The 19,360-nt window shown below is 66.0% G+C and carries 18 protein-coding genes and 1 tRNA gene; 12 read left to right on the top strand and 7 right to left on the bottom strand.

Annotation, left to right across the window (positions count from 1 at the left end; genetic code table 11):
* Window positions 1–167 precede the first annotated feature (167 nt).
* The 7 genes from rpe to dxs all read left to right on the top strand — a co-directional run bounded on the left by rpe (window position 168) and on the right by dxs (window position 8,079).
* Window positions 168–830 carry a ribulose-phosphate 3-epimerase gene (rpe, locus tag C0V72_RS10470; RefSeq protein WP_101794081.1) on the top strand — a complete coding sequence of 221 codons (663 nt, stop codon included), beginning with the start codon at window positions 168–170 and terminating at the stop codon, window positions 828–830.
* Entirely contained in the window at window positions 830–2,707 is a 1,878-nt protein-coding gene (locus C0V72_RS10465; RefSeq protein WP_101794080.1) for a heparinase II/III family protein, read from the top strand. The genes rpe and C0V72_RS10465 overlap by 1 nt, the downstream gene beginning before the upstream one ends.
* Window positions 2,708–2,717: 10 nt before the next feature.
* On the top strand, window positions 2,718–4,316 hold the full coding sequence (gene purH / locus C0V72_RS10460; protein WP_101794079.1) for a bifunctional phosphoribosylaminoimidazolecarboxamide formyltransferase/IMP cyclohydrolase: 1,599 nt from the start codon (window positions 2,718–2,720) through the stop codon (window positions 4,314–4,316).
* A gap of 334 nt (window positions 4,317–4,650) precedes the next feature.
* On the top strand, window positions 4,651–4,836 hold the full coding sequence (locus C0V72_RS10455) for a hypothetical protein (protein ID WP_101794078.1): 186 nt from the start codon (window positions 4,651–4,653) through the stop codon (window positions 4,834–4,836).
* 4 nt (window positions 4,837–4,840) lie between these two features.
* On the top strand, window positions 4,841–5,524 hold the full coding sequence (gene msrA, locus C0V72_RS10450; RefSeq protein WP_101794107.1) for a peptide-methionine (S)-S-oxide reductase MsrA: 684 nt from the start codon (window positions 4,841–4,843) through the stop codon (window positions 5,522–5,524).
* A 54-nt stretch (window positions 5,525–5,578) separates the two neighbouring features.
* The gene (locus C0V72_RS10445; protein ID WP_101794077.1) at window positions 5,579–6,043 is read left to right on the top strand and encodes a Fur family transcriptional regulator; all 465 of its coding nucleotides are present in this window, start codon (window positions 5,579–5,581) and stop codon (window positions 6,041–6,043) included.
* A gap of 104 nt (window positions 6,044–6,147) precedes the next feature.
* Entirely contained in the window at window positions 6,148–8,079 is a 1,932-nt protein-coding gene (gene dxs / locus C0V72_RS10440; protein ID WP_101794076.1) for a 1-deoxy-D-xylulose-5-phosphate synthase, read from the top strand.
* 24 nt (window positions 8,080–8,103) lie between these two features.
* On the opposite strand, the gene C0V72_RS10435 is transcribed toward dxs, so the two are convergent.
* Complete coding sequence (locus C0V72_RS10435) at window positions 8,104–9,075, bottom strand: MlaA family lipoprotein (RefSeq protein ID WP_172438993.1); 972 nt, start codon at window positions 9,073–9,075, stop codon at window positions 8,104–8,106.
* Between the two features lie 126 nt (window positions 9,076–9,201).
* On the opposite strand from C0V72_RS10435, the gene C0V72_RS10430 reads away from it, so the two are divergent.
* Entirely contained in the window at window positions 9,202–9,999 is a 798-nt protein-coding gene (locus C0V72_RS10430) for a crotonase/enoyl-CoA hydratase family protein (protein WP_101794074.1), read from the top strand.
* On the opposite strand, the gene C0V72_RS10425 is transcribed toward C0V72_RS10430, so the two are convergent.
* The 5 genes from C0V72_RS10425 to C0V72_RS10405 form a co-directional block, all read right to left on the bottom strand.
* On the bottom strand, window positions 10,000–10,677 hold the full coding sequence (locus C0V72_RS10425) for an NnrU family protein (RefSeq protein ID WP_101794073.1): 678 nt from the start codon (window positions 10,675–10,677) through the stop codon (window positions 10,000–10,002).
* 30 nt (window positions 10,678–10,707) lie between these two features.
* Window positions 10,708–11,205, bottom strand: coding sequence for an FKBP-type peptidyl-prolyl cis-trans isomerase (locus tag C0V72_RS10420; RefSeq protein ID WP_233999896.1), 498 nt, complete (start codon window positions 11,203–11,205; stop codon window positions 10,708–10,710).
* A complete protein-coding gene (locus tag C0V72_RS10415; protein ID WP_101794072.1) occupies window positions 11,205–12,512 on the bottom strand; it encodes an amidohydrolase family protein in 1,308 nt (435 codons plus the stop codon). Before C0V72_RS10415 ends, C0V72_RS10420 begins: the two co-directional genes overlap by 1 nt.
* Window positions 12,509–13,903, bottom strand: coding sequence for an amidohydrolase (locus tag C0V72_RS10410; RefSeq protein ID WP_101794105.1), 1,395 nt, complete (start codon window positions 13,901–13,903; stop codon window positions 12,509–12,511). The genes C0V72_RS10415 and C0V72_RS10410 overlap by 4 nt, the downstream gene beginning before the upstream one ends.
* Window positions 13,904–14,023: 120 nt before the next feature.
* Window positions 14,024–15,568, bottom strand: a complete 1,545-nt coding sequence (locus C0V72_RS10405; RefSeq protein WP_101794071.1) for a peptide MFS transporter — start codon at window positions 15,566–15,568, stop codon at window positions 14,024–14,026.
* Window positions 15,569–15,893: 325 nt separating this feature from the next.
* On the opposite strand from C0V72_RS10405, the gene C0V72_RS10400 reads away from it, so the two are divergent.
* Together C0V72_RS10400 and C0V72_RS10395 are read left to right on the top strand one after the other, a co-directional pair.
* The gene (locus tag C0V72_RS10400; RefSeq protein ID WP_101794070.1) at window positions 15,894–16,262 is read left to right on the top strand and encodes a GntR family transcriptional regulator; all 369 of its coding nucleotides are present in this window, start codon (window positions 15,894–15,896) and stop codon (window positions 16,260–16,262) included.
* A gap of 194 nt (window positions 16,263–16,456) precedes the next feature.
* The gene (locus tag C0V72_RS10395; protein ID WP_101794069.1) at window positions 16,457–16,735 is read left to right on the top strand and encodes an integration host factor subunit beta; all 279 of its coding nucleotides are present in this window, start codon (window positions 16,457–16,459) and stop codon (window positions 16,733–16,735) included.
* Window positions 16,736–16,984: 249 nt separating this feature from the next.
* On the opposite strand, the gene C0V72_RS10390 is transcribed toward C0V72_RS10395, so the two are convergent.
* Entirely contained in the window at window positions 16,985–18,721 is a 1,737-nt protein-coding gene (locus tag C0V72_RS10390) for a cation:proton antiporter domain-containing protein (RefSeq protein ID WP_233999895.1), read from the bottom strand.
* A 34-nt stretch (window positions 18,722–18,755) separates the two neighbouring features.
* Between C0V72_RS10390 and C0V72_RS10385 the strand changes: the two genes are divergently transcribed.
* Together C0V72_RS10385 and C0V72_RS16780 are read left to right on the top strand one after the other, a co-directional pair.
* Window positions 18,756–18,840, top strand: a tRNA-Leu gene (locus C0V72_RS10385).
* Window positions 18,841–19,000: 160 nt separating this feature from the next.
* Entirely contained in the window at window positions 19,001–19,360 is a 360-nt protein-coding gene (locus tag C0V72_RS16780) for a PilZ domain-containing protein (protein ID WP_324761533.1), read from the top strand.

Below are 19,360 nucleotides of genomic sequence, written 5' to 3'. Positions count from 1 at the left end.
TGCGGCGTTGGCAGGCCGTGCCCTATGGCGGACCGCGCCTGAATTGCGGCTTAATCCCGCGGCCAAAGGCGCAACATGGTGGAAAAACCGCCCCGCGCGCCTTGTCGCCCGATTCGCGCCTCCCGTATGGCTGGTAAAGCGTCATCATAAAGGCCATTGCCGCCGCCATGCCCGCACCTTTGATTTCCCCGTCGATCCTGTCCGCCGATTTTGCCCGGCTGGGCGAAGACGTGCGCGCCGTTGACGCCGCCGGGGCCGACTGGATCCATATCGATGTGATGGACGGGCATTTTGTGCCGAACATCACCATCGGGCCGGATGTCATCAAGGCGCTGCGCCCGCACTCGGCCAAGCCGTTCGACGTCCACCTGATGATCGCCCCGGTCGATCCCTATCTTCAGGCCTTCGCCGATGCCGGCGCCGACATCATCACGGTCCACCCCGAAGCCGGGCCGCATATCCACCGTACCCTTCAGGCAATCAAGGCGCTGGGCAAGAAGGCCGGCGTGGTCATCAACCCCGGCACGCCGGTCGAAGTGCTCGACAACCTGATGGACCTGGCGGATCTGGTGCTGGTGATGAGCGTCAACCCCGGTTTTGGCGGACAAAGCTTCATTCCCTCCCAGCTCGACAAGATTGCCCGCATCCGGTCGATGATTACGCGCTCGGGCCGGGCGATCCACCTTGAGGTCGACGGCGGGGTCAATGCCGAAACCGCGCGGCTGTGTGTCGAGGCGGGGGCCGATGTGCTGGTGGCAGGCTCTGCCACCTTCAAGGGCGGGCCCGATCACTATGCTGCCAATATCGCGGCGCTGAAAGGCGCGAGGTAATGGCAACGCTGCTGCGCACCGCGGCCGGCGAACGTGCCGATGCGCTGGTGGAGCGGGTGGCGGATGCGCCGATGCTGATGCTGGCGGGGGCGGATAGCGACGCAGCGGCTGCGCCGCAGCCAGTGCAGCCACGCCTGGCCGAGCCGTCCCGCGCGCTCGCGCTGTCCGATGTGATCGCGGTGCAGGCGGGGCCGGGCGACACGCTGATCCGGCTGGCCTATCGGCTGGGCGTGCCGGGCCATGCGCTGGCGGCCCCCTTCCGCCGTCCGCAGCCCTTGCGGGTGCTCGCGACGGTGGACAGCCCCAACCGCGGCGATCGCGCCGCCGGCACGGCCCTGCGCGCCGGACATTTCCTGATCCACGGTGTTCGCCTCGCTATCGGCAGCTTCGATTTCTCTCCGGCGGCGCGCCATGCGCCCGGCGTGGAGCGGGTGGTCCACAGCTTTGGCTGGCTGGCCGATCTCGCCGCCAGTGCAGCGCGGGCCGATGGGGCCGGTGTGGCGGAACGGATCGCGACCCGGTGGCTCCATGCGCACAGCACGCCCGGCAAGGGGCCGGCGTGGGAGGTGGAACTGGCGGGCCTCAGGCTGGTGGCATGGCTGGTCCATGCCCCGCTGATGCTGGGCGGGCAGGACAAGGCGCTAAAATCGCGGCTGCTGGCCGCCATCGGTGACACGGCGGGCTGGCTCGACAAGCGCGCCCCGCGCGAGGCTGCCGGGTTTGCCGCGGTCGCCGCCTGGGCGGGGATCGTGGCGGCGGGGCTGCTGCTGCCGCTCGGCAAGCCCCGGCGATTGTTCGGCGAAGCGGGCCTCGTCAAGGCGCTGGGCGATATGGTGGGCGCGGATGGCGGCGTGCTGTCGCGCTGCCCCGGCGCGCAGCTGGATGCGATCCGCCTGCTGACCGATATTCTGGCCTGCTATGACGCAGCGCAGGTCACCCCGCCCCCGGCGCTGGCGGTCATGCGCGAACTGCTGGTGCCGCCGCTGCTGGCCTTGCGTCACGGGGACGGCGCCTTGGGCAGCTGGCAAGGACAGGGCGCTGTGTCTGCCGACCGGGTGAACGCTGTGATCGAAGCGTCCGGCGTGCGCACCCGCCCGCTCAGCGTCACCGAAAGCTGGGGCTATCAACGGATCAAGGCGGGCGAGACCCTGCTGCAGTTCGACACCGCCCCGCCGCCGCGCACCCGCCACGCGCGCACCGGCTGCGCGTCGACGCTGGCGTTTGAACTGTCGGACGGGCCGCAGCGGATCGTGGTCAATTGCGGCGGCGCCGCGCTCGCTGGCGGACAGGTGCCTGCGCGCATCGGGCAAGGGCTGCGCGCGACCGCCGCCTTTTCGACGCTGGTGCTCGACAATGCCAATTCCACCGCCGTGCTGCTGAACGGGCAGCTGGGCAAGGGGGTCGAAACCGTCGAATTCGACCGCCGGATGGTGCCCAGCCGGGGCGGGCGCGAGGCGACCCGGATCGAAGCGGCGCATGATGGCTATGCCAGCCGCTTTGGCCTCACCCACCAGCGCATCGTAACGCTGACGGGTGATGGCACCGAACTGGCGGGCGAAGATATTCTGATCCCGGCGAGCAAGAACGGCAAGCGCGGCAAGATCGCCTTCGCGCTGCGGTTCCATCTGGGGCGCGGGGTCGAGGTGCAGCTTTCGCCCGACAAGCGCGGGGCCAGCCTGCTGCTGCCCGACGGTCGGCTCTGGCAATTCCGGCTCGGCGGCGATAGGGGCGGCGCCGACGCAATCACTCTGACTGCCGAGGATAGCCTGTGGGTCGACGGTGACGGCCGGCCCCATGCAACCGAACAGCTGGTGATCGAAGGGCTGGCATTGCGCAGCGGGGGGCAATTCTCCTGGCTGTTCAGGAAAACAGGGTAGATTTTTTGCGATGAGCAAGGGTGTGATCAAGCGGGCGCTGCTGTCAGTGTCCGACAAGAGCGGTTTGGCGGAACTCGGCGCGGCCCTTGCAGCGCGCGGCGTCGAGTTGGTCAGCACCGGCGGCACCGCCAAGGCGCTGCGCGATGCAGGCCTCGCCGTCAAGGACGTGTCCGACCTCACCGGCTTTCCCGAGATGATGGATGGGCGGGTGAAGACGCTCCATCCCACGGTGCACGGCGGATTGCTCGCCCTGCGCGACAACCCCGAACATGTCGCCGCGATGCAGGCCCACGGGATCGGCGGGATCGATCTGGTGGTGGTCAACCTCTACCCCTTCGAAGCGACCGTGGCCAAGGGTGCGGACCGCGCGGAGGTGATCGAGAATATCGACATCGGCGGGCCTTCGATGGTGCGCTCGGCCGCGAAGAACCACGGGTTCGTGACGATCCTCACCGATCCCGCCGATTATGCCACGCTGGTGGAGGAAATGGACGCGAACGGCGGCGCGACCACGCAAGGGTTCCGCACGCGGATGGCAGGCAAAGCCTATGCCCGCACCGCGGCCTATGATTCGGCGATTGCCAGCTGGTTCGCCTTTGGCGATCCCGAGGGCGAGCTTGCGCCGTTCCCCGACACCCTCCCCATCGCCCTCAAACGCGCCGATACGCTGCGCTATGGCGAAAACCCGCACCAACAGGCGGCGATTTATGTGCCGCAGGTCTCGGGCACCGCGGGCGTTCCGCAAGCGAGCCAGCTTCAGGGCAAGGAACTGAGCTACAACAATCTCAACGACGCCGACGCCGCGCTGGAGCTGGCGGCGGAATTTGCCGGGCAAGAACCTGCCGTGGTGATCGTCAAGCACGCGAACCCTTGCGGCGTCGCGCAGGGCGGCTCGTTGCTGGCGGCGTGGGAAGCGGCGCTGGCGTGTGACAGCGTCTCGGCCTTTGGCGGGATCGTCGCGGTCAATACCGAACTCGATGCCGCCACTGCTGAGGCCATCAGCGCGATCTTCACCGAGGTGGTGATCGCCCCCAGCGTCTCGGCCGAAGCGCGCGAAATCTTCGCCAGGAAGAAGAACCTGCGCCTGCTCGAATGCGGCGCCCTGCCCAACCCCCGCCGCCCCGGGCTGGCGCTCAAGACCATTGCCGGCGGCGTGCTGATCCAGTCGCGCGACAATGGGGCGATCGGGCCGGATGATCTCAAGGTCGTCACCAAGCGCGCGCCCACGACACAGGAGTTGAAGGACTGCTTGTTCGCCTGGACCGTGGCCCGCCACGTCAAATCCAACGCCATCGTCTATGCCAAGGACGGGGCCACCGCGGGTATCGGCGCTGGCCAGATGAACCGCCGCGATTCCGCGCGCATCGCTGCGATCAAGGCGCAGGAAGCCGCCGAAACCCACGGCTGGGCCGCCCCCCGCACGGTGGGCAGCGCGGTCGCCTCGGACGCGTTCTTCCCCTTCGCTGACGGGCTGATCTCCGCCGCAGAAGCAGGGGCGACCGCCGTGATCCAGCCGGGCGGATCAATCCGCGATGACGAGGTGATCGCCGCGGCTGACGCAGCCGGCCTTGCCATGGTGTTCACCGGGATGCGGCACTTCCGGCACTGATAGTTTGCGCTCGCCCCTCCGGGCGAGCGTCCTCGGTGCGCTTCGATCCCTGCGGGACCCAGCACCTGCGGGCGGCCGGTCGGCCTTGCGGCGCTGTGCGCCGAGGCTTGCCGCCCGCTTGAAGAAAAGGCCTGCGCACGCCTCCCCCCGCCGCAACCGCCGCACGCTTCGGCCTGCCCCGTGTGCGCGCAACTATTCTTCAGGCGTTCCGTAACCACTTATGGGCCATGATCTAATCCGGCCTGACTGCCATGTTCATCCCGCCGCAATTCGGTGGCGGGCATCTGACCGGCAGAAACCACTGCGAATCACGCCCATTCACTGCGAGCATCCCATGCGACTTTTTGCTTCTGACCTTTACCGCAACTTCGGCATTGGCTTCGTCCTTGGGGCGGTGCTGGTGGTGGGCGCGCAGGCGGACAGCTGGAGCGCGGCGGTCGCCTCGCCCGCACAGGCGGCTGAAGTGCCTCAGGCACCTGCACCTTCAGATGAATTCGTGATTGCGCCTGACCAAGGCTGATCCCATGCGCACCATCGCTCTTGTGCTTGCCGCCGCCACGCTGAGCCTGAGCGCCTGCGCCGGGCCAGCCACGGCCGCAGAAGAGCCCGTTGCTGCGCCGGCTGCCACCCGTATCGCCAAGGAAGCAAAGGGCCTCAAGACCGCAGTCTTTGCAGGCGGCTGTTTCTGGGGCGTCGAAGGCGTGTTCAGCCATGTGAAGGGCGTGACGGCAGCGGTATCCGGCTTTCACGGCGGCAATGCTGCGGGTGCCAAATATGACATCGTGGTCTCCGGCGTGACCAATCATGCCGAAAGCGTGAAGATCACCTATGATCCGGCTGTGGTGCGATACGACCAGCTGCTGCGCATCTTTTTTGCGGTGGTCGCCGATCCGACCCTGAAGAACCGGCAAGGCCCGGATGTCGGCGCGCATTACCGCAGCGCGATCGTGCCCACCAATGCCGAACAGGCCGCCGTCGCCAAGGCCTATATCGCGCAGCTCGGCAAATCAGGCCTGTGGGACAAGCCGATTGTCACCGCGATCGAACCGTACAAGGCCTTCTACCCGGCCGAGGCCTATCATCAGGACTTCATGGCGAACAACCCGCGCCACGGGTACATCACCCGCTGGGATGCGCCCAAGGTGGCGGCGCTCAAGACGATGTTCCCCTCGCTCTACCGGGCCAGCTTCCTGCGCGACGCGGGCTAGATCCCCGCACAAGCACGCTTTGCGATTCGACCCGGCGCGCCTATATCACGCGCTATGGGACAGCACGCGCACAGCCATCATGAACATTCCGGCCCCGGCCTTGTGGCAGAAGCAGCGCGCGCGCTGAGCGCGGCGGGCGAGCAGTGGACCGCCATGCGCGAATCCGTGTTCGCCGAATTGGCCCGGCATGATCGCCCCGTTTCTGCCTATGACATTGCCGACAACCTGTCCGCCGCACGCGGCAAGCGGGTCGCCCCCAATTCGGTCTACCGCATCCTTGATGTGTTCGTGGCCAATAATCTGGCGATGCGGGTGGAAAGCGCCAATGCCTACCTTGCCAACACGCATCCCGGCTGCGCGCATGATTGCATCTTCCTGGTGTGCGATGAATGCGGCGAGGCCGCGCATGTCGATGATGAAGACGTGAGCCGCGCCGTGCGCGCTATCGCCGTTGCCCGCCACTTCAAGGCGGAGCGTCCGGTGCTGGAAATCCGCGGGCTGTGCAAATCCTGCGCCTGAGGCGTTCTGGCAAGCCGCGCGGTTCGGCACGGTTGGCCCGGCAACATTGATCTGGCTCAAGCCTTCAATCGACAGGCCTGATTTCCGTGTGTAAGGCTGGCGCTATGACTCAATCGCCTTACACGCCCTTGCTCGATCAGGTGAATACGCCCGACGATCTGCGCCGCCTCAAGCCTGAACAGCTCCGCCAACTCGCCGATGAACTGCGCACCGAGATGATCGATGCGGTCAGCACATCAGGCGGGCATCTGGGGTCCGGGCTGGGCGTGGTCGAGCTGACCGTGGCGCTGCATTATGTGTTCAACACGCCGGATGACAAGCTGGTGTGGGACGTGGGGCACCAGTGCTATCCCCACAAGATCATCACCGGCCGGCGTGACCGGATCCGCACCTTGCGGCAGGGCGGAGGCCTGTCGGGCTTCACCAAGCGGTCCGAGAGCGAATATGATCCTTTCGGCGCGGCGCATTCCTCGACCTCGATCAGCGCGGCACTGGGCTTTGCCATTGCCAACAAGCTGCAAGGCAAGGAAGGCCGCGGCATCGCGGTGATCGGCGATGGCTCGATGAGCGCGGGCATGGCCTACGAGGCGATGAACAACGCAGCCCAGGCGGGCAACCGGCTGATCGTGATCCTCAACGATAACGACATGTCGATTGCGCCGCCGGTGGGCGGGCTTTCGGCCTATCTTGCACGCATGGTGTCTTCGAGCGAATACCTCGGCATCCGCAGCCTTGCGAGCCGCGCGGTCAAGAAGATGAGCCGCCGCCTGCACGACACCATCGGCAAGGCGGAAGAATTCACCCGCGGCATGGTGACCGGCGGGACGCTGTTCGAGGAACTGGGCTTTTACTACGTCGGCCCGATCGATGGGCACAATCTCGATCACCTGCTGCCGGTGCTGGAGAACGTCCGCGATACCTCCGAAGGCCCGGTGCTGATCCATGTCGTGACGGAAAAAGGCAAGGGCTATGCCCCGGCTGAAAACTCCGCCGACAAGTATCACGGCGTGCCCAAGTTCAACGTCGTCACCGGCGAAAAGGCCAAGAGCGCGCCGTCCGCGCCCGCCTATCAGGACGTGTTCGGTCTGACGCTGGCGAAGCTCGCCGAAACGGATGACCGCATCTGCGCAATCACCGCCGCCATGCCGTCGGGCACGGGCGTCGACAAGTTCGCAAAGGCGCACCCCACCCGCACGTTTGACGTTGGCATTGCCGAACAGCACGCAGTGACCTTCGCGGCGGGCCTGGCGGCGGAAGGGATGCGGCCCTTTGCGGCGATTTACTCGACCTTCCTCCAGCGCGCTTATGACCAAGTGGTGCACGATGTGTGCATCCAGAACCTGCCCGTGCGCTTCGCCATCGACCGCGCGGGGCTGGTGGGCGCCGACGGGGCCACGCACGCTGGCAGCTTTGACATCACCTATCTCGCTACCCTGCCCAACATGGTGGTGATGGCCGCCGCCGACGAGGCCGAGCTAGTCCACATGACCTACACGGCGGCCGAATATGACGACGGCCCGATCGCCTTCCGCTACCCGCGCGGCAACGGCACCGGCGTGCCCATGCCCGAAGTTCCGGTGAAGCTGGAAATCGGCAAGGGCCGGTTGGTGCGGGAAGGCAGCAAGGTTGCGATCCTCTCGCTGGGCTCCCGCCTCGCCGAAGCATTGAAGGCAGCCGACACGCTAGAGGCCAAGGGCCTCTCCACCACCGTCGCCGACCTGCGGTTTGCCAAGCCGCTGGACGAAGACCTGATCGCCAAGCTGATGCGCACCCACGAGGTGATTGTCACGGTCGAGGAAGGCTCCATCGGCGGGCTGGGCGCGCACGTGCTGACCTTCGCCAGCGACGAAGGCCTTACGGACAACGGCTTGAAAGTGCGCACCCTGCGCCTGCCCGATACCTTCATCGATCACGACGATCCGATGAAGCAATATGACGAGGCTGGCCTCAACGCCCCGCAGATCGTGGATACAGTGCTGAAAGCACTGAAGCACAACAGCACGGGCGTGGAAACGGGCGAGGAAGTGCGGGCGTAACAGCTTTGCCGCTGCGCCCCGCCTTTAACGCGGACGGGTGATCAGCAGGGCTTCGGGGTTTTCGGGCGCTTCGACCGGAGCGTTTGATTGCGGTGTCGGCGGCTCAACCGGGTCCTGGCTGCGCAGGATGAAGCGGTCCTCATCCCGCGGGATCACCTTGCCTTTCAGCGCGGCGATTTCGCGGCGGCGCTGGGCAAGGTAGGTCTCGCGCCGCACCAGATAGGGATCGTCTGTCTCCCGGATTTCAGCGATTTCCGCATCGAACTCCAGTCGCAGCTCCAGCGAATTGACCACGAAATAGGCCGCCGAATAATCCTGTCGGTTGAACGGCGCGCCCACGGCAAACGGCAGCAGCGCCTGATCGAGCGTGTTGCCAATCAGGTCGCGCACGGTGGTCGCGCCGGTCACGGGCAGATACATGTATGGCCCCGGCCCGATCCCGTAATAGCCCATCGTGTTGGCAAACCCGTTGCGCTTGTAGGGCAGGTTGATGTTCGATTTGCCCGCCACGTCGAACAATCCGCCAATCCCCAGCGTCGAATTGATCGCCAGCCGTCCCAGCGTCTTGAACGCCTTGCCGACCTTGCCTTGCAGCAGGTAATTCAGCGCGTTGCTCGGCTCGCCCAGATTGCGCACGACATTGCCGAGGCCATCGCGGATCGGTTCGGGCAGGCCATCGCGATAGGCGTAAGCGACCGGTTCGAGGAACACCCCGTCGAGCGCCTGCGTGACGCGGAAGCTTTCTTCGTTCAGGTCTTCCAGCGGATCGCTTTTGGGCGGACCATAGGTGCCCTCGACCAGAATTTCGTTCACCGGCGCTGCGTCATCTTCGGGCGGCGGCGCGGGGGTTTCTTCGGGCGGGGCGGCGGGGGCTTCCTGCGCGGCGGACAGAGTCCATGCCACGGGCGCGATATCGGGCTGCTCGGCCACAGGCGTCGGCGTGGCCACCGCCAGAGCGGCGCTCAGCAGCGAAGGCGACGTGGCAAGCAGGCTCAAACTGGGCAATCACATTCTCCGCATCGGCCCTATCAATAGCACAGGCCACGGGGCGCGAGCCTTGCCCTTGGCACCCCCCGCCTATACGCAAGGTGAATTATTCGCCACATTCCTGCAAGGTTCCTGATGTCCCTGATCCAGATCGCCAAAGACGGCCCTGTCACCACCCTCACGCTCAACCGGGCCGAGACCATGAACCCCTTGGGCGCGCCGGGCGACGGGGACGAGTTTGTCAGCGTCGCCAACGCTGTGAACCGCGACATGGAATGCCGCGTGGTGATCCTGACCGGCGCGGGCCGGGCTTTCAGCGCGGGCGGCAACGTAAAGGCGATGCGCGACAAGACCGGCACCTTCGGCGGCACCACACCTGCGATTTCCGATGGCTACCGCGACAATATCCACCAGATGCTGCGTGCGCTGTACGGGTTGCGGGTGCCGGTGATCGCGGCGGTTAACGGCCCCGCCATAGGCTTGGGCTGCGATGTCGCCTGCCTCGCCGATATCCGCATCGCCAGCGAGGCGGCGAAGTTCGGCGTCACCTTCCTCAAATTGGGGATCATCCCCGGCGATGGCGGCACCTGGATCCTGCCGCGCGTGATCGGGATGAGCCGGGCGGCGGAGCTGTTCTACACCGGCGATGTGATCGATGCGGCCACGGCCAAGGACTGGGGCCTTGTCAGCCGCGTGGTTCCGGCAAACGCGCTGATGGATGAAGCCCGCGCGCTGGCGGCGAAGATTGCGCTGCTCCCGCCCCATTCGCTGCGCCACACCAAGAACCTGCTGCGGCAGGGCCAGCAGACCAGCTATGACACCGCGCTGGAACTCGCTGCCAACACACAGGCGATGATGCACACCACCGCCGACCATGCCGAAGGGGTCGCCGCGCTGATCGAGAAGCGCGCGGCGGTGTTTACGGGCGAGTAATCACCCGATCCACCGCCACACCCCTGCCGGAATGCCCGCGCGCCACAGGTGGGCCCAGCTGCCCGCCAGCCACAGCGCCGTGCCCGCAAGCAGCGGCACCGCGCCAACGCTGAGGAGCCGGCCCAGCCGGGGCCAATAGCTGGTCTTGCGCTCCCACTCGGCCCACGCCGCGCCCATGAGCGTTTGCTTCTTGGCGTCCTGCATCTTCGCGCCGACCAGCGCCAGCACACCCATCGCCAGCGCTGTGATCAGCGTGCGGGTGCTCCAGAACAGGATGATGTGCGAGGCCGCCCATAGCCCGATGGCCCACATCATCGGGTGGCGCGTGACCTTGAAGACCCCGCCCGGCTCGGCGCGCGCCTGTGCTTCGGCCATGGGTGTGGGCAGCGCGGGATTGCCGATGAACGATCCCGCCAGCAGGATCATGGCGAGCCACGTGATGATCGTCGCCGCGGTCCAGCCCGCCGCGCCCGATCCGGGCAAGTCGGCAGGCGGCGCGGCGATGAAGGCGAAATAGACCCACGCCAGCGTCGCAAAGCTGACCGCGGTATAGGCAAGGCTGAAGCCCTTTTCGCCCAGTGCTCCCACCATCGGTGCCCGCAGGGCGTGCGACATGGCAAAATGCGTGCCGACAAAGGCGATATTCGCCGCGACCAAAAGCCACAAAGCGTTGTTCATTACCCCATCCCCCGAACCGAGGTTGGAAGCCTAGCCGCCGATCCCGATCAGTTCCACCTTGAACACCAGTGTCGCATTGCCGGGGATCGGCCCGCGCCCGACCGGGCCGTAGGCAAGGTCGGCGGGAATCGCGATCTCGATGATCTCGCCCACGCCCATCCGCGGGATGGCGATCTGCCAGCCCTTGACCAGCCGGGCGAGCGGGAAGGTGGCCGGCTCCCCGCGCGCGTACGAACTGTCGAACACGGTCCCGTCGAGCAGCTTGCCCTCGTAATGCACCGTCACCACGTCCGCGACGGTGGGCTTGGCCTGCGCCGCGCGGTATTGCAGCCAGCGCCAGCGCACCCCGCCCGGTTCGAAATGCCAGCCGTCCTCAGCCGTCAGGCCCAGCAGATAGGCCTGTTGCTGCATATGCCACGCGGGGTTTTGCGCGTTGGGATCGGCCGGTGCGTCCTGCGCCTGTGCCGGTTGCACGGCGAGCAGGAGCGACGCGGCCAGCATGGCGCCTGTCTTTGTCAGCATCCGCATTACCAGTCGTAAGCCTTGGGCCGGTCGCTTTCATCAAGGTCGATATAGCGGTCGCGCAGCCGGGTCTGGTGGTTGGTGAGATCCTGTTCGACCCCGCCGATGAACACCCGCGTCGGCACAGAGCCGACCTCCAGCGGATCGCCGGTCCACAGCACCACATCGCCCAGCGCGCCCGCTTTCAGCACGCCCGCCTTGCCGCCCATGCCGCTGATGTCGGCAGGGACAGAGCTGATCGCGGCGAAGGCCTTGCCCCAGTCCATCCCGCTCGCCCCCGGCATCCGCGTCAGCGCCACCAGATTGCCCGCCACCTGCTGCAAGCGGCGCGGGTTTTGCAGGGTGTCGGCATTGATCGCCACCTTGACCCCTGCGGCGGCCATCCGCCCGGCGTTGGACTGGGTTGCCCCCAGTTGCTCGAAGGTTTCGGGCAGATCGTTGAGCCCGTTGGCGATCACCGGAACGCCGGCTGCCGCGATGTCACGCGCCACCAGCCAGCCTTCGGTCGCGCCGACCAGCACCAGATCGAGCCGGGGGTATTCCGTCTTGAGTGCAAGCACGGCGCGGATATCGGCCATGCGGTCCACCGCGACATAGAGCTTCTGCTTGCCCGTCACCACCGGCACCAGCGCCTCGGCATCGAAGCGGCTGAGCAGGACTTCATCCGCCTTGCCGATTTCGGTCGTTTCGGGGATGCCGGTCTTGCCTGACAGCGCCTGCGCTTCGCGCAAGGCCGCGCGCAGCAGCGCGTGGGCCGCAGGGCGGCTGCCGCCCGCGCGGTCAGCCCCGGCCTCGCCCAGATTGATCATCTGGAACGCACGCGCCTGCATCACGGGGGTCGCATCGCCATCCAGATCGATGATCGCGCCTTGTCCGGCAAAGATCGAGCCTGCGGGCATCATCGCGGTCGCTGCCCGCGTGATCCCGGCGGCCTTGTGGACAAGGATGTGCTGCGAGGTCGGGTTGATGGAGGTCGAAGCATCCAGCGCGGCGCTGAACGGGGTTTCGCGCGCGGTGATGTCGTTGCTCTCGTCAACCGCTGACACATCGGCGAGGCCGAGCGTTGTCACGGTGGCGAACAGCCCCGGCGTGACCCACGCGCCGCCCGCATCCACCGCCGTGCCGCCCGCAGGCGCGCCGCTGGCTGGCCCGGCATAGACCACGCTGCCGCCGCGCACGACCACGGTGCCGCCTTCAATGGGCGCGCTCCCGTCGCCGATCACGACCTTCGCATTGGTGATGGTGACATCCTGCGCCAAGGCAGGGGCCGAAAGGGCGAGCGCGCTCACCGCAAGTGCAAGGAGGCGCTTCATTTCACATCTCCTTCACCGGGCTGGCCAAGCTCGAAATCGCTGACGGGCCTTATCTTGGGGTTCATCGCATCGAACATCAGCGCGCCGTCGATCCAGACCTTTTCGGGGCGCGAGTAAACGCTCAGCGGATCGCCGTTCCACAGCACCACATCGGCCATCTTGCCGACCTCAAGGCTGCCGGTCATCTTGTCGATCCCCATCGCCTTGGCGGCGTTGAAGGTGAGCCACTGGATCACCGTCGCATCGGGAATATCCATCCCCAGTCGCAGCCCGGCAGCCTGCGCCTTGGCGGCTTCCTGGTTCAGGCGCTGGATATCGTTCTGGTCATCCGAGTGGATCACCACACACGCGCCTTCGCGTTGCAGGAAGGCGGCGTTTTCCAGAATGCCGTCGTAGCTTTCCATCTTGAAGCCGTACCAATCGGCCCAGATCGCGCTGCACACGTCATTCTCGCGCAGCAGATCGCCGATCTTGTAGGCTTCGACCGCGTGGTGGAAGGCGGCGACCTTGTAGCCCATCTCCTTGGCCATATCGAGCACCAGCGCCATTTCATCCGCGCGGTAGCAGTGGTTCTGGATCAGGATTTCGCCCTTCAACACGCCCACCAGCGTCTCCTTGCCGAGATCGCGCTTAGCCTTCGGATCATTGGCGTAATCGATCGCGCCGAGCCAGGTTTCGCGGTTGACGGCGAGGTTGCCCATCCGGGTCGAAGGCATCCGCCCCTTGGAGCCATAGACCCGCTTGGGGTTCTCCCCGCAGGCCATCTTCATCGAATAGGGTGCGCCCGGGAACTTCATCCCCTGCACCGTGCGGGCAGGCACGTTCTTGAGCGTCACCGAGCGCCCGCCCATCAGGTTGGCAGAGCCCGGCAGGATCTGGAGCGCGGTCACCCCGCCATTGGCCAGCGCGCGGCTGAAGCCGGGGTCTTGCGGCCAGACCGAATGTTCGGCCCAGACCTCCGGCGTGGTCGGCGCGGTCGCTTCGTTGCCGTCGGAATGCGCCTGCACGCCGGGCGAGGGGTAATCACCAAGGTGCGAGTGAATGTCGATGATCCCGGGGGTGACGAACTTGCCGGTGCCGTCGAACACCGCGATGTCGGCCGGGATCGGGGTGTCGGGTCCGCCCACCGCGACGATTTTCCCGCCGCTGAAGAAGACCGTGCCGTTCTCGATCTTCCCGCCCTTGCCATCATAGACCGTCGCGCCGGTCAGCGCGGTGGCGATATTGGGGAAGGGCTTGTAGGTCGAGGCAAAGACCGGCTCGCCCGCCGGCGTGGCGGCGAAGGCCTTGTCATCCGACTTGGCCGAGGCGCTGGCGGTGTCTCCGCTGCTGCCGGTCGTGGCGCAGGCGCTCAGCGCCAATGCGCTCGCAATCGTGGCCAGCGCACCCATGCGCGCGCGCCGCTTGATGTCGATAATCATCCAAACCCCTTTGCGTTTCCCGGTCACGATGTGTGACGGGAAACGCAAGGTCTGTCCATGCCGTTGGACGAATTAGGTGTCTGGCGAGGCTTACTCGGCCGGGCGGGCGCTTGCCGGGGCGTCGCCGAAGACGTCCTCGATCTGCGCCTGTATCGAATCGTCCCTGAGCGTGTCGAGGTGCATCAGCTTCCTGATCAGCGGGCTGATCACCAGCACGCCGACGCCCACAGCAATCGCGATCCAGCCAATCTGACTGTAAACGTCGAGCACAACCTGCTTGCCCGCACCCTCGCCCGAGGCCTTCTCCGAACCCGTTGCCGCCGCGATCAGTCCGGCAGCGAAGTTGCCGGTGGCCGAGGCGAAGAACCACGTTCCCATGATCAGCGATGCCATGTGCGCCGGGGCCAGACGGTTCATTGCGCTAAGACCCACGGGGCTGAGGCACAGCTCGCCGGTGGTGTGCAGGAGGTAAATCAGGAAAATGAACAGTACCGGGGTCATGTCCCCTGTCGCCGCCCCTGCCACCAGCACGAGGAAGCCCCCGCCCAGCTGCATCAGCGCGAGGCCGAACTTGGCCGGCGCCGAAGGCTCCAGCCCCTTGCGGCCCAGCCACGTCCACAGCGTTGCAAACAGCGGGGCGAGCAGCACGATGTAAGCCGCGTTGATCGACTGGAACACCGAAGCGGGCACTCCGCCCCGGTCGACATAACGGTCGGTGTAGAGATTGAGCGACGAACCCGCCTGTTCAAACAGTGCCCAGAACAAAATCGATCCGAGGATCAGGAACATGGCTGCAAAGATCCGGTCGCGGTCATGCGGTTCGAGCTTAACCACGGCGGTGAAGATGACATAGGCCACCAGTAGCAGGCCAAAGCCGCCCAGCAGATAACCGACGACAGCCTGGTTCTGCACCATCCACCAGCACGCGCCGACAGCAGCGATGCCGATGGCATAAAGGCCCCATTCGGTACCCTTGGCCAGCGCTGAAGGCGGCTCACCCCGGCCCAGCAGCAGCGGCTTGAAGCCGATGAAGACGATCAGGCCCAGCAACATCCCCACGCCCGCCGCGCCGAAGCCGTAAGCCCAGCCATAGGTTTCGCCGAGATAACCGCACAGCAGCGAGCCGAGGAACGCGCCAAGATTGATGCCCATGTAGAAGATCGTATAGGCCCCATCGCGCCGCACATCGGTGCGGGGGTAAAGCTGCCCGACGATCACCGAGATGTTCGCCTTGAGGAAGCCCGAGCCGACGATGATAAAGGCCAGTGCCAGCCAAAAGATGCTCAGGCTGGCGGCGTCCTGCCCACCATTGCCTTCAAAGCCCATCAGCAAGTGCCCGAAGGTCAGCAGCACTGCGCCATAGGTCACAGCCTTGCGCTGCCCCAGATAACGGTCCGCCAGATAGCCGCCCAGCACCGGGGTGATGTACACCAGCGCGGTATAGGCTCCGTAGATCACGCCAGCCTGGCTATCGGAAAACAGCCAATGCTTGGTCAGGTAGAAAATCAGCAGCGCCCGCATGCCGTAATAGGAGAACCGCTCCCACATTTCGGCGAAAAACAGGACGAACAAGCCCTTGGGGTGGCCGAGGAAAGTCCCGGCGCTGTCCCCGTGCGGAAGATCGGCGGTGGCCATGTAAGCAGATATCCCTTCTGCGCGCCCCCTCGGACGCGATCCCATGCCCGCGCACCCTAGCGCCTGCCGCGCCCATGTGAAGCTTTTGTTGCGTCAGGACGTAATGGAATGCGTGCAGCAGGATCATGGCAGTGCAAATCATCGACCCGCCACAGGACGGGCCGCGAGCGCACGTGCGCGAGCCGCAGGTGCCCCGTAGCGTGGCGAAGGGAACAGCACCGAGGATGGGAACCCGGCGGCGCGCACGCAAACAAATTGACCGCATGGCTGTATTATGGCACTGATGCACCTCGCGAGGGACGCTCTTACCGATGTCTGGCATGCCATGAACCCCAACCGCCCAAGCTCAACCCGGCCCGTCTATCTCAAGCTGCGCGACCAGATCGCGGCGGCGATTATCGACGGGGTCTATCCCGAGGGCTCGATGCTGCCATCGGTGCGGGCGCTGGCGGCTGAACAGGGGGCCAATCCGCTGACGGTGGCCAAGGCCTATCAGCAATTCCAGAACGACGGCCTCGTCGAAGTCCAGCGCGGGGTTGGCATGTATGTGGTGCGCGGCGCCGCCGCCCGGCTGCGCATGGCCGAGCGCGAGGCATTCTTGCGCGAAGAATGGCCCGAGATCCGCAGCCGGATGCAGCGCCTCGGTCTTGATCCTGCGGACCTTGCGGTGACGCCGACGCGCTCAGGCCGTTGACATAAATGCACATTGCGCACTTTCCCATGATGTGACACTTTGTATATCTTCGTATTATGCGGGATTGCATCTGCCCCCGCTGTGCGACTAATGGGGCCGCCTTACGGGTCGAGGGCGATAACAGGTAACATGGGGCAACCCGCATTGCGGCGTAACATGGCGGACAACCCGTTGATGCACGCCCGGAGATCACGATGATCAGATCCGAATTGTTGCAGGAACTGCACAAAGCAAATCCCGAGCTGCGCGCCGACGAGATCGAGCAGGTGGTGGATATTTTCTTTGATGAAATCGCTCAACGTCTGGCCGAAGGCGGCCGGGTCGAACTGCGCGGCTTTGGCGCATTCTCGACGCGCGAACGCGAAGCGCGCAGCGGGCGCAACCCGCGCACCGGCGAAACGGTCGATGTGCCGTCCAAGCGCGTGCCCTATTTCAAGGCCGGCAAGGAAATCCGCGAGCGCTTGAATAAATAGGATTGCGTGCCCGCCTCCGCGGGCACGTCCTCGGCGCTGTTCCCTCCGCTTTGCTACGGGGCGCCTGCGGCTCGCGCCGTGCGCTCGCGGCCCCTGCGGGGCCGTGACCAGCGCGACACACCAACCTAAGCAATGTATCGGCCCGCCAACGGACGGGCCGCAAGGGCGACTGCCCGCCCGCAGGTGCTCAAGCCCGCAGGGCTTAAAACGCACCGAGGACGAAGGCGCGCAGGCGCCTTCGCAAACATGCTACGCCGCGCGCGCAAGACCCGGCACTGGCAGCGCGCGCTCCTGCCCGAGCGCGGCGAAAACCAGCTCGATCAGCCGCTCGCTTCCGCCGCTCAGGCTCATGTCGACCGGCAGCAGGCCCAGCGCGGTCATGTCATCGAGCTCGTCCGGCCCCGGCACAGCAATAATCCGGGCCACACCGGGCAGGCGCTGCTGCGCGAGCGGTGTGACCTCGCGCGAGACGGCAGTATCGCCGGTCGCCACCACCAGCACCTCGCGCCGGTGGATGCCGATCGCATCCCAGCTGCGCGGATCGGCGGGATTGGCGCGGTGGACGTGGTAGCCATCGGCCAACGCGAGCTGGAACCGGTCGTGATCCGCCTCCAGCGCCAGATAAGCGATGTCGTTGAAGTCCAGCGCATCGGCCAGCGTCCGGCCCGCCGGGGTCATGCCGATAATCAGCACCGGCGCATCATCGCCCGCCAGCTTGGCATCCGGCGGCCCGGCGCGCAGGCGCCCGGCCAGCTTGCGTCCGATGTTGGAGATGAGCGGCGTGACCGCCAGACTGATCGCAATCGCGGTCACCAGCGCAGAGACCAGCCGCGGCTCGGCCAGCCCTGCCACCGCAGGCAGCGCCAGCAGCACCAGCGCAAATTCGCTCCCCTGCCCCAGCAGAAAGCCCAATTGGATCGAGCCGGGCACAGACCAGCGGTTGAGCAGCGCGGCGGCGACATTGAAGGCGCATTTCAGCGCGATCATCCCCAGCGCCACACCCACCACCAGCGCCCAGTCCCGCATCAGCAGCGCCGGATCGATGCTGAGGCCGACCGAGATGAAGAAAAAGCTCAAAAACAGCCCGCGAAAGGCGTCGATCTCGGTCTGCACCAGAATGCGGTAACGCGAATCGGCCACCGCCATCCCACCCAGAAACGCGCCCAGCGTCAGTGATAACCCGGCCATCCCCGTCGCCCACCCGGCAGCAAGCGCGATGAACAGCGCGGTGGCGGTATAGACCTCGGTCGTGCCAGCGCGGGCGATCAGGCCGAACAGGGGCTCGGTCAGATAGCGGGCGAACAGCACGGCGATGGCGAAGGCGGCCAGCGCCTTGGCCCCGGCAATACCCAATGCGGGTGCCAACGCCCCCCCGCTCGCCAAAGCGCCTGCCGTCACCAGCAGCAGGATCGCGGCGATATCCTGAAAGATCAGGATCGATTGCGCCGCGCGGCCCACCGGGCAATCTTCCTGCCCCCGCTCGCGCACCAGCCCGATCACGACAGCCGTGGACGAGAGCCCCAGCGCAAAGCCCGCAATCACCGCAAACATCACCGGCAGGCCGAGCAGCGCCAGCAGCCCGGCAAAGGCCCCGCCTGCCACCAGCATCTGCAAGCTGCCGAAGCCGAAGATATTGCCCGCCTCGGCCCGGATGCGGCCCAGCGAGAAATGCAGGCCAAGATTGAACAGCAGGAACATGACGCCCGCTTCGGCCATGGCGGCCACCACCGGCCCGCTGAAATCCTGCGCCATGCCAAGGCTGGCCAGACCCAGCCCGAGCCCGAGATAGCCGACAATCGGGTTCAGCCGCAGCGCGCGGCTCGCCAGCGCGGCGCCAATGCCGAGGCCCAGCAACGTAATCGCCGGCTGGATGGTCGCCACCACCGAATGCGCGTCAGATGCTTCGCCCGCCATGTCCCGCGCCCCGCTTGTGAAATTGCTGTGTGCGGGATGGGCGATGATGCTGCGGGTGGCAAGCTCTGGCATTCATGCCGCAATCTGTGGCAAGGGCCAGACCGATGCGGGCGTGGCGGAATGGTAGACGCCGGGGACTTAAAATCCCCTGAGCTTTGCTCGTGCGGGTTCGAGTCCCGCCGCCCGTACCACCTGCGTCATTTGGCGTAGCCGCCCTGACGGCCGCAGCCGCCCCGGTTATCTCGCCCTTAACGCCTTTCCCGTAACCCTCCTTGGCTTGAAGTGCGGGGTTTGCCCTCGTGCGTCTCGCCAGTGCCAGGACCAGGGGCTGACGGATTGGGACAATAACCGATGGACACAGGGACCAATACAGCGCGGCTTGACCCGGCGCCGGGCACGCCGGAATCCGACCAGCGCGCCGCGCCGCGCTTTACCTTGCTGATCCGCGCGGCCAAGCTGGTCTCCGCGCAGGGCGAATTCGTGTGTGTTATCCGCGATGTATCCGAAACCGGGGTGAGCGTGCGGCTGTTCCACGCCTTGCCCGGCTGCAAGGATTTTGCCCTGCATATGCCAGCGGGCGCCGTCTACGAGATTACCGCGATGTGGCAGCGCAACAATAGACCTGTTGCGAAAGTGGGGATTAGGGGATTCCCGTTTGGCGTAAAATCTGATTCACGCTTTGGATGCAGAGGTTTTGCGCTGAGCGGCTGA

This window comes from Porphyrobacter sp. TH134 (assembly GCF_002855495.1).
In the GTDB taxonomy this organism is placed as follows: Bacteria; Pseudomonadota; Alphaproteobacteria; order Sphingomonadales; family Sphingomonadaceae; genus Erythrobacter.
Note: the sequence above shows the minus strand (reverse complement) of the source record. Positions and strands in the feature narration are given on the sequence as shown.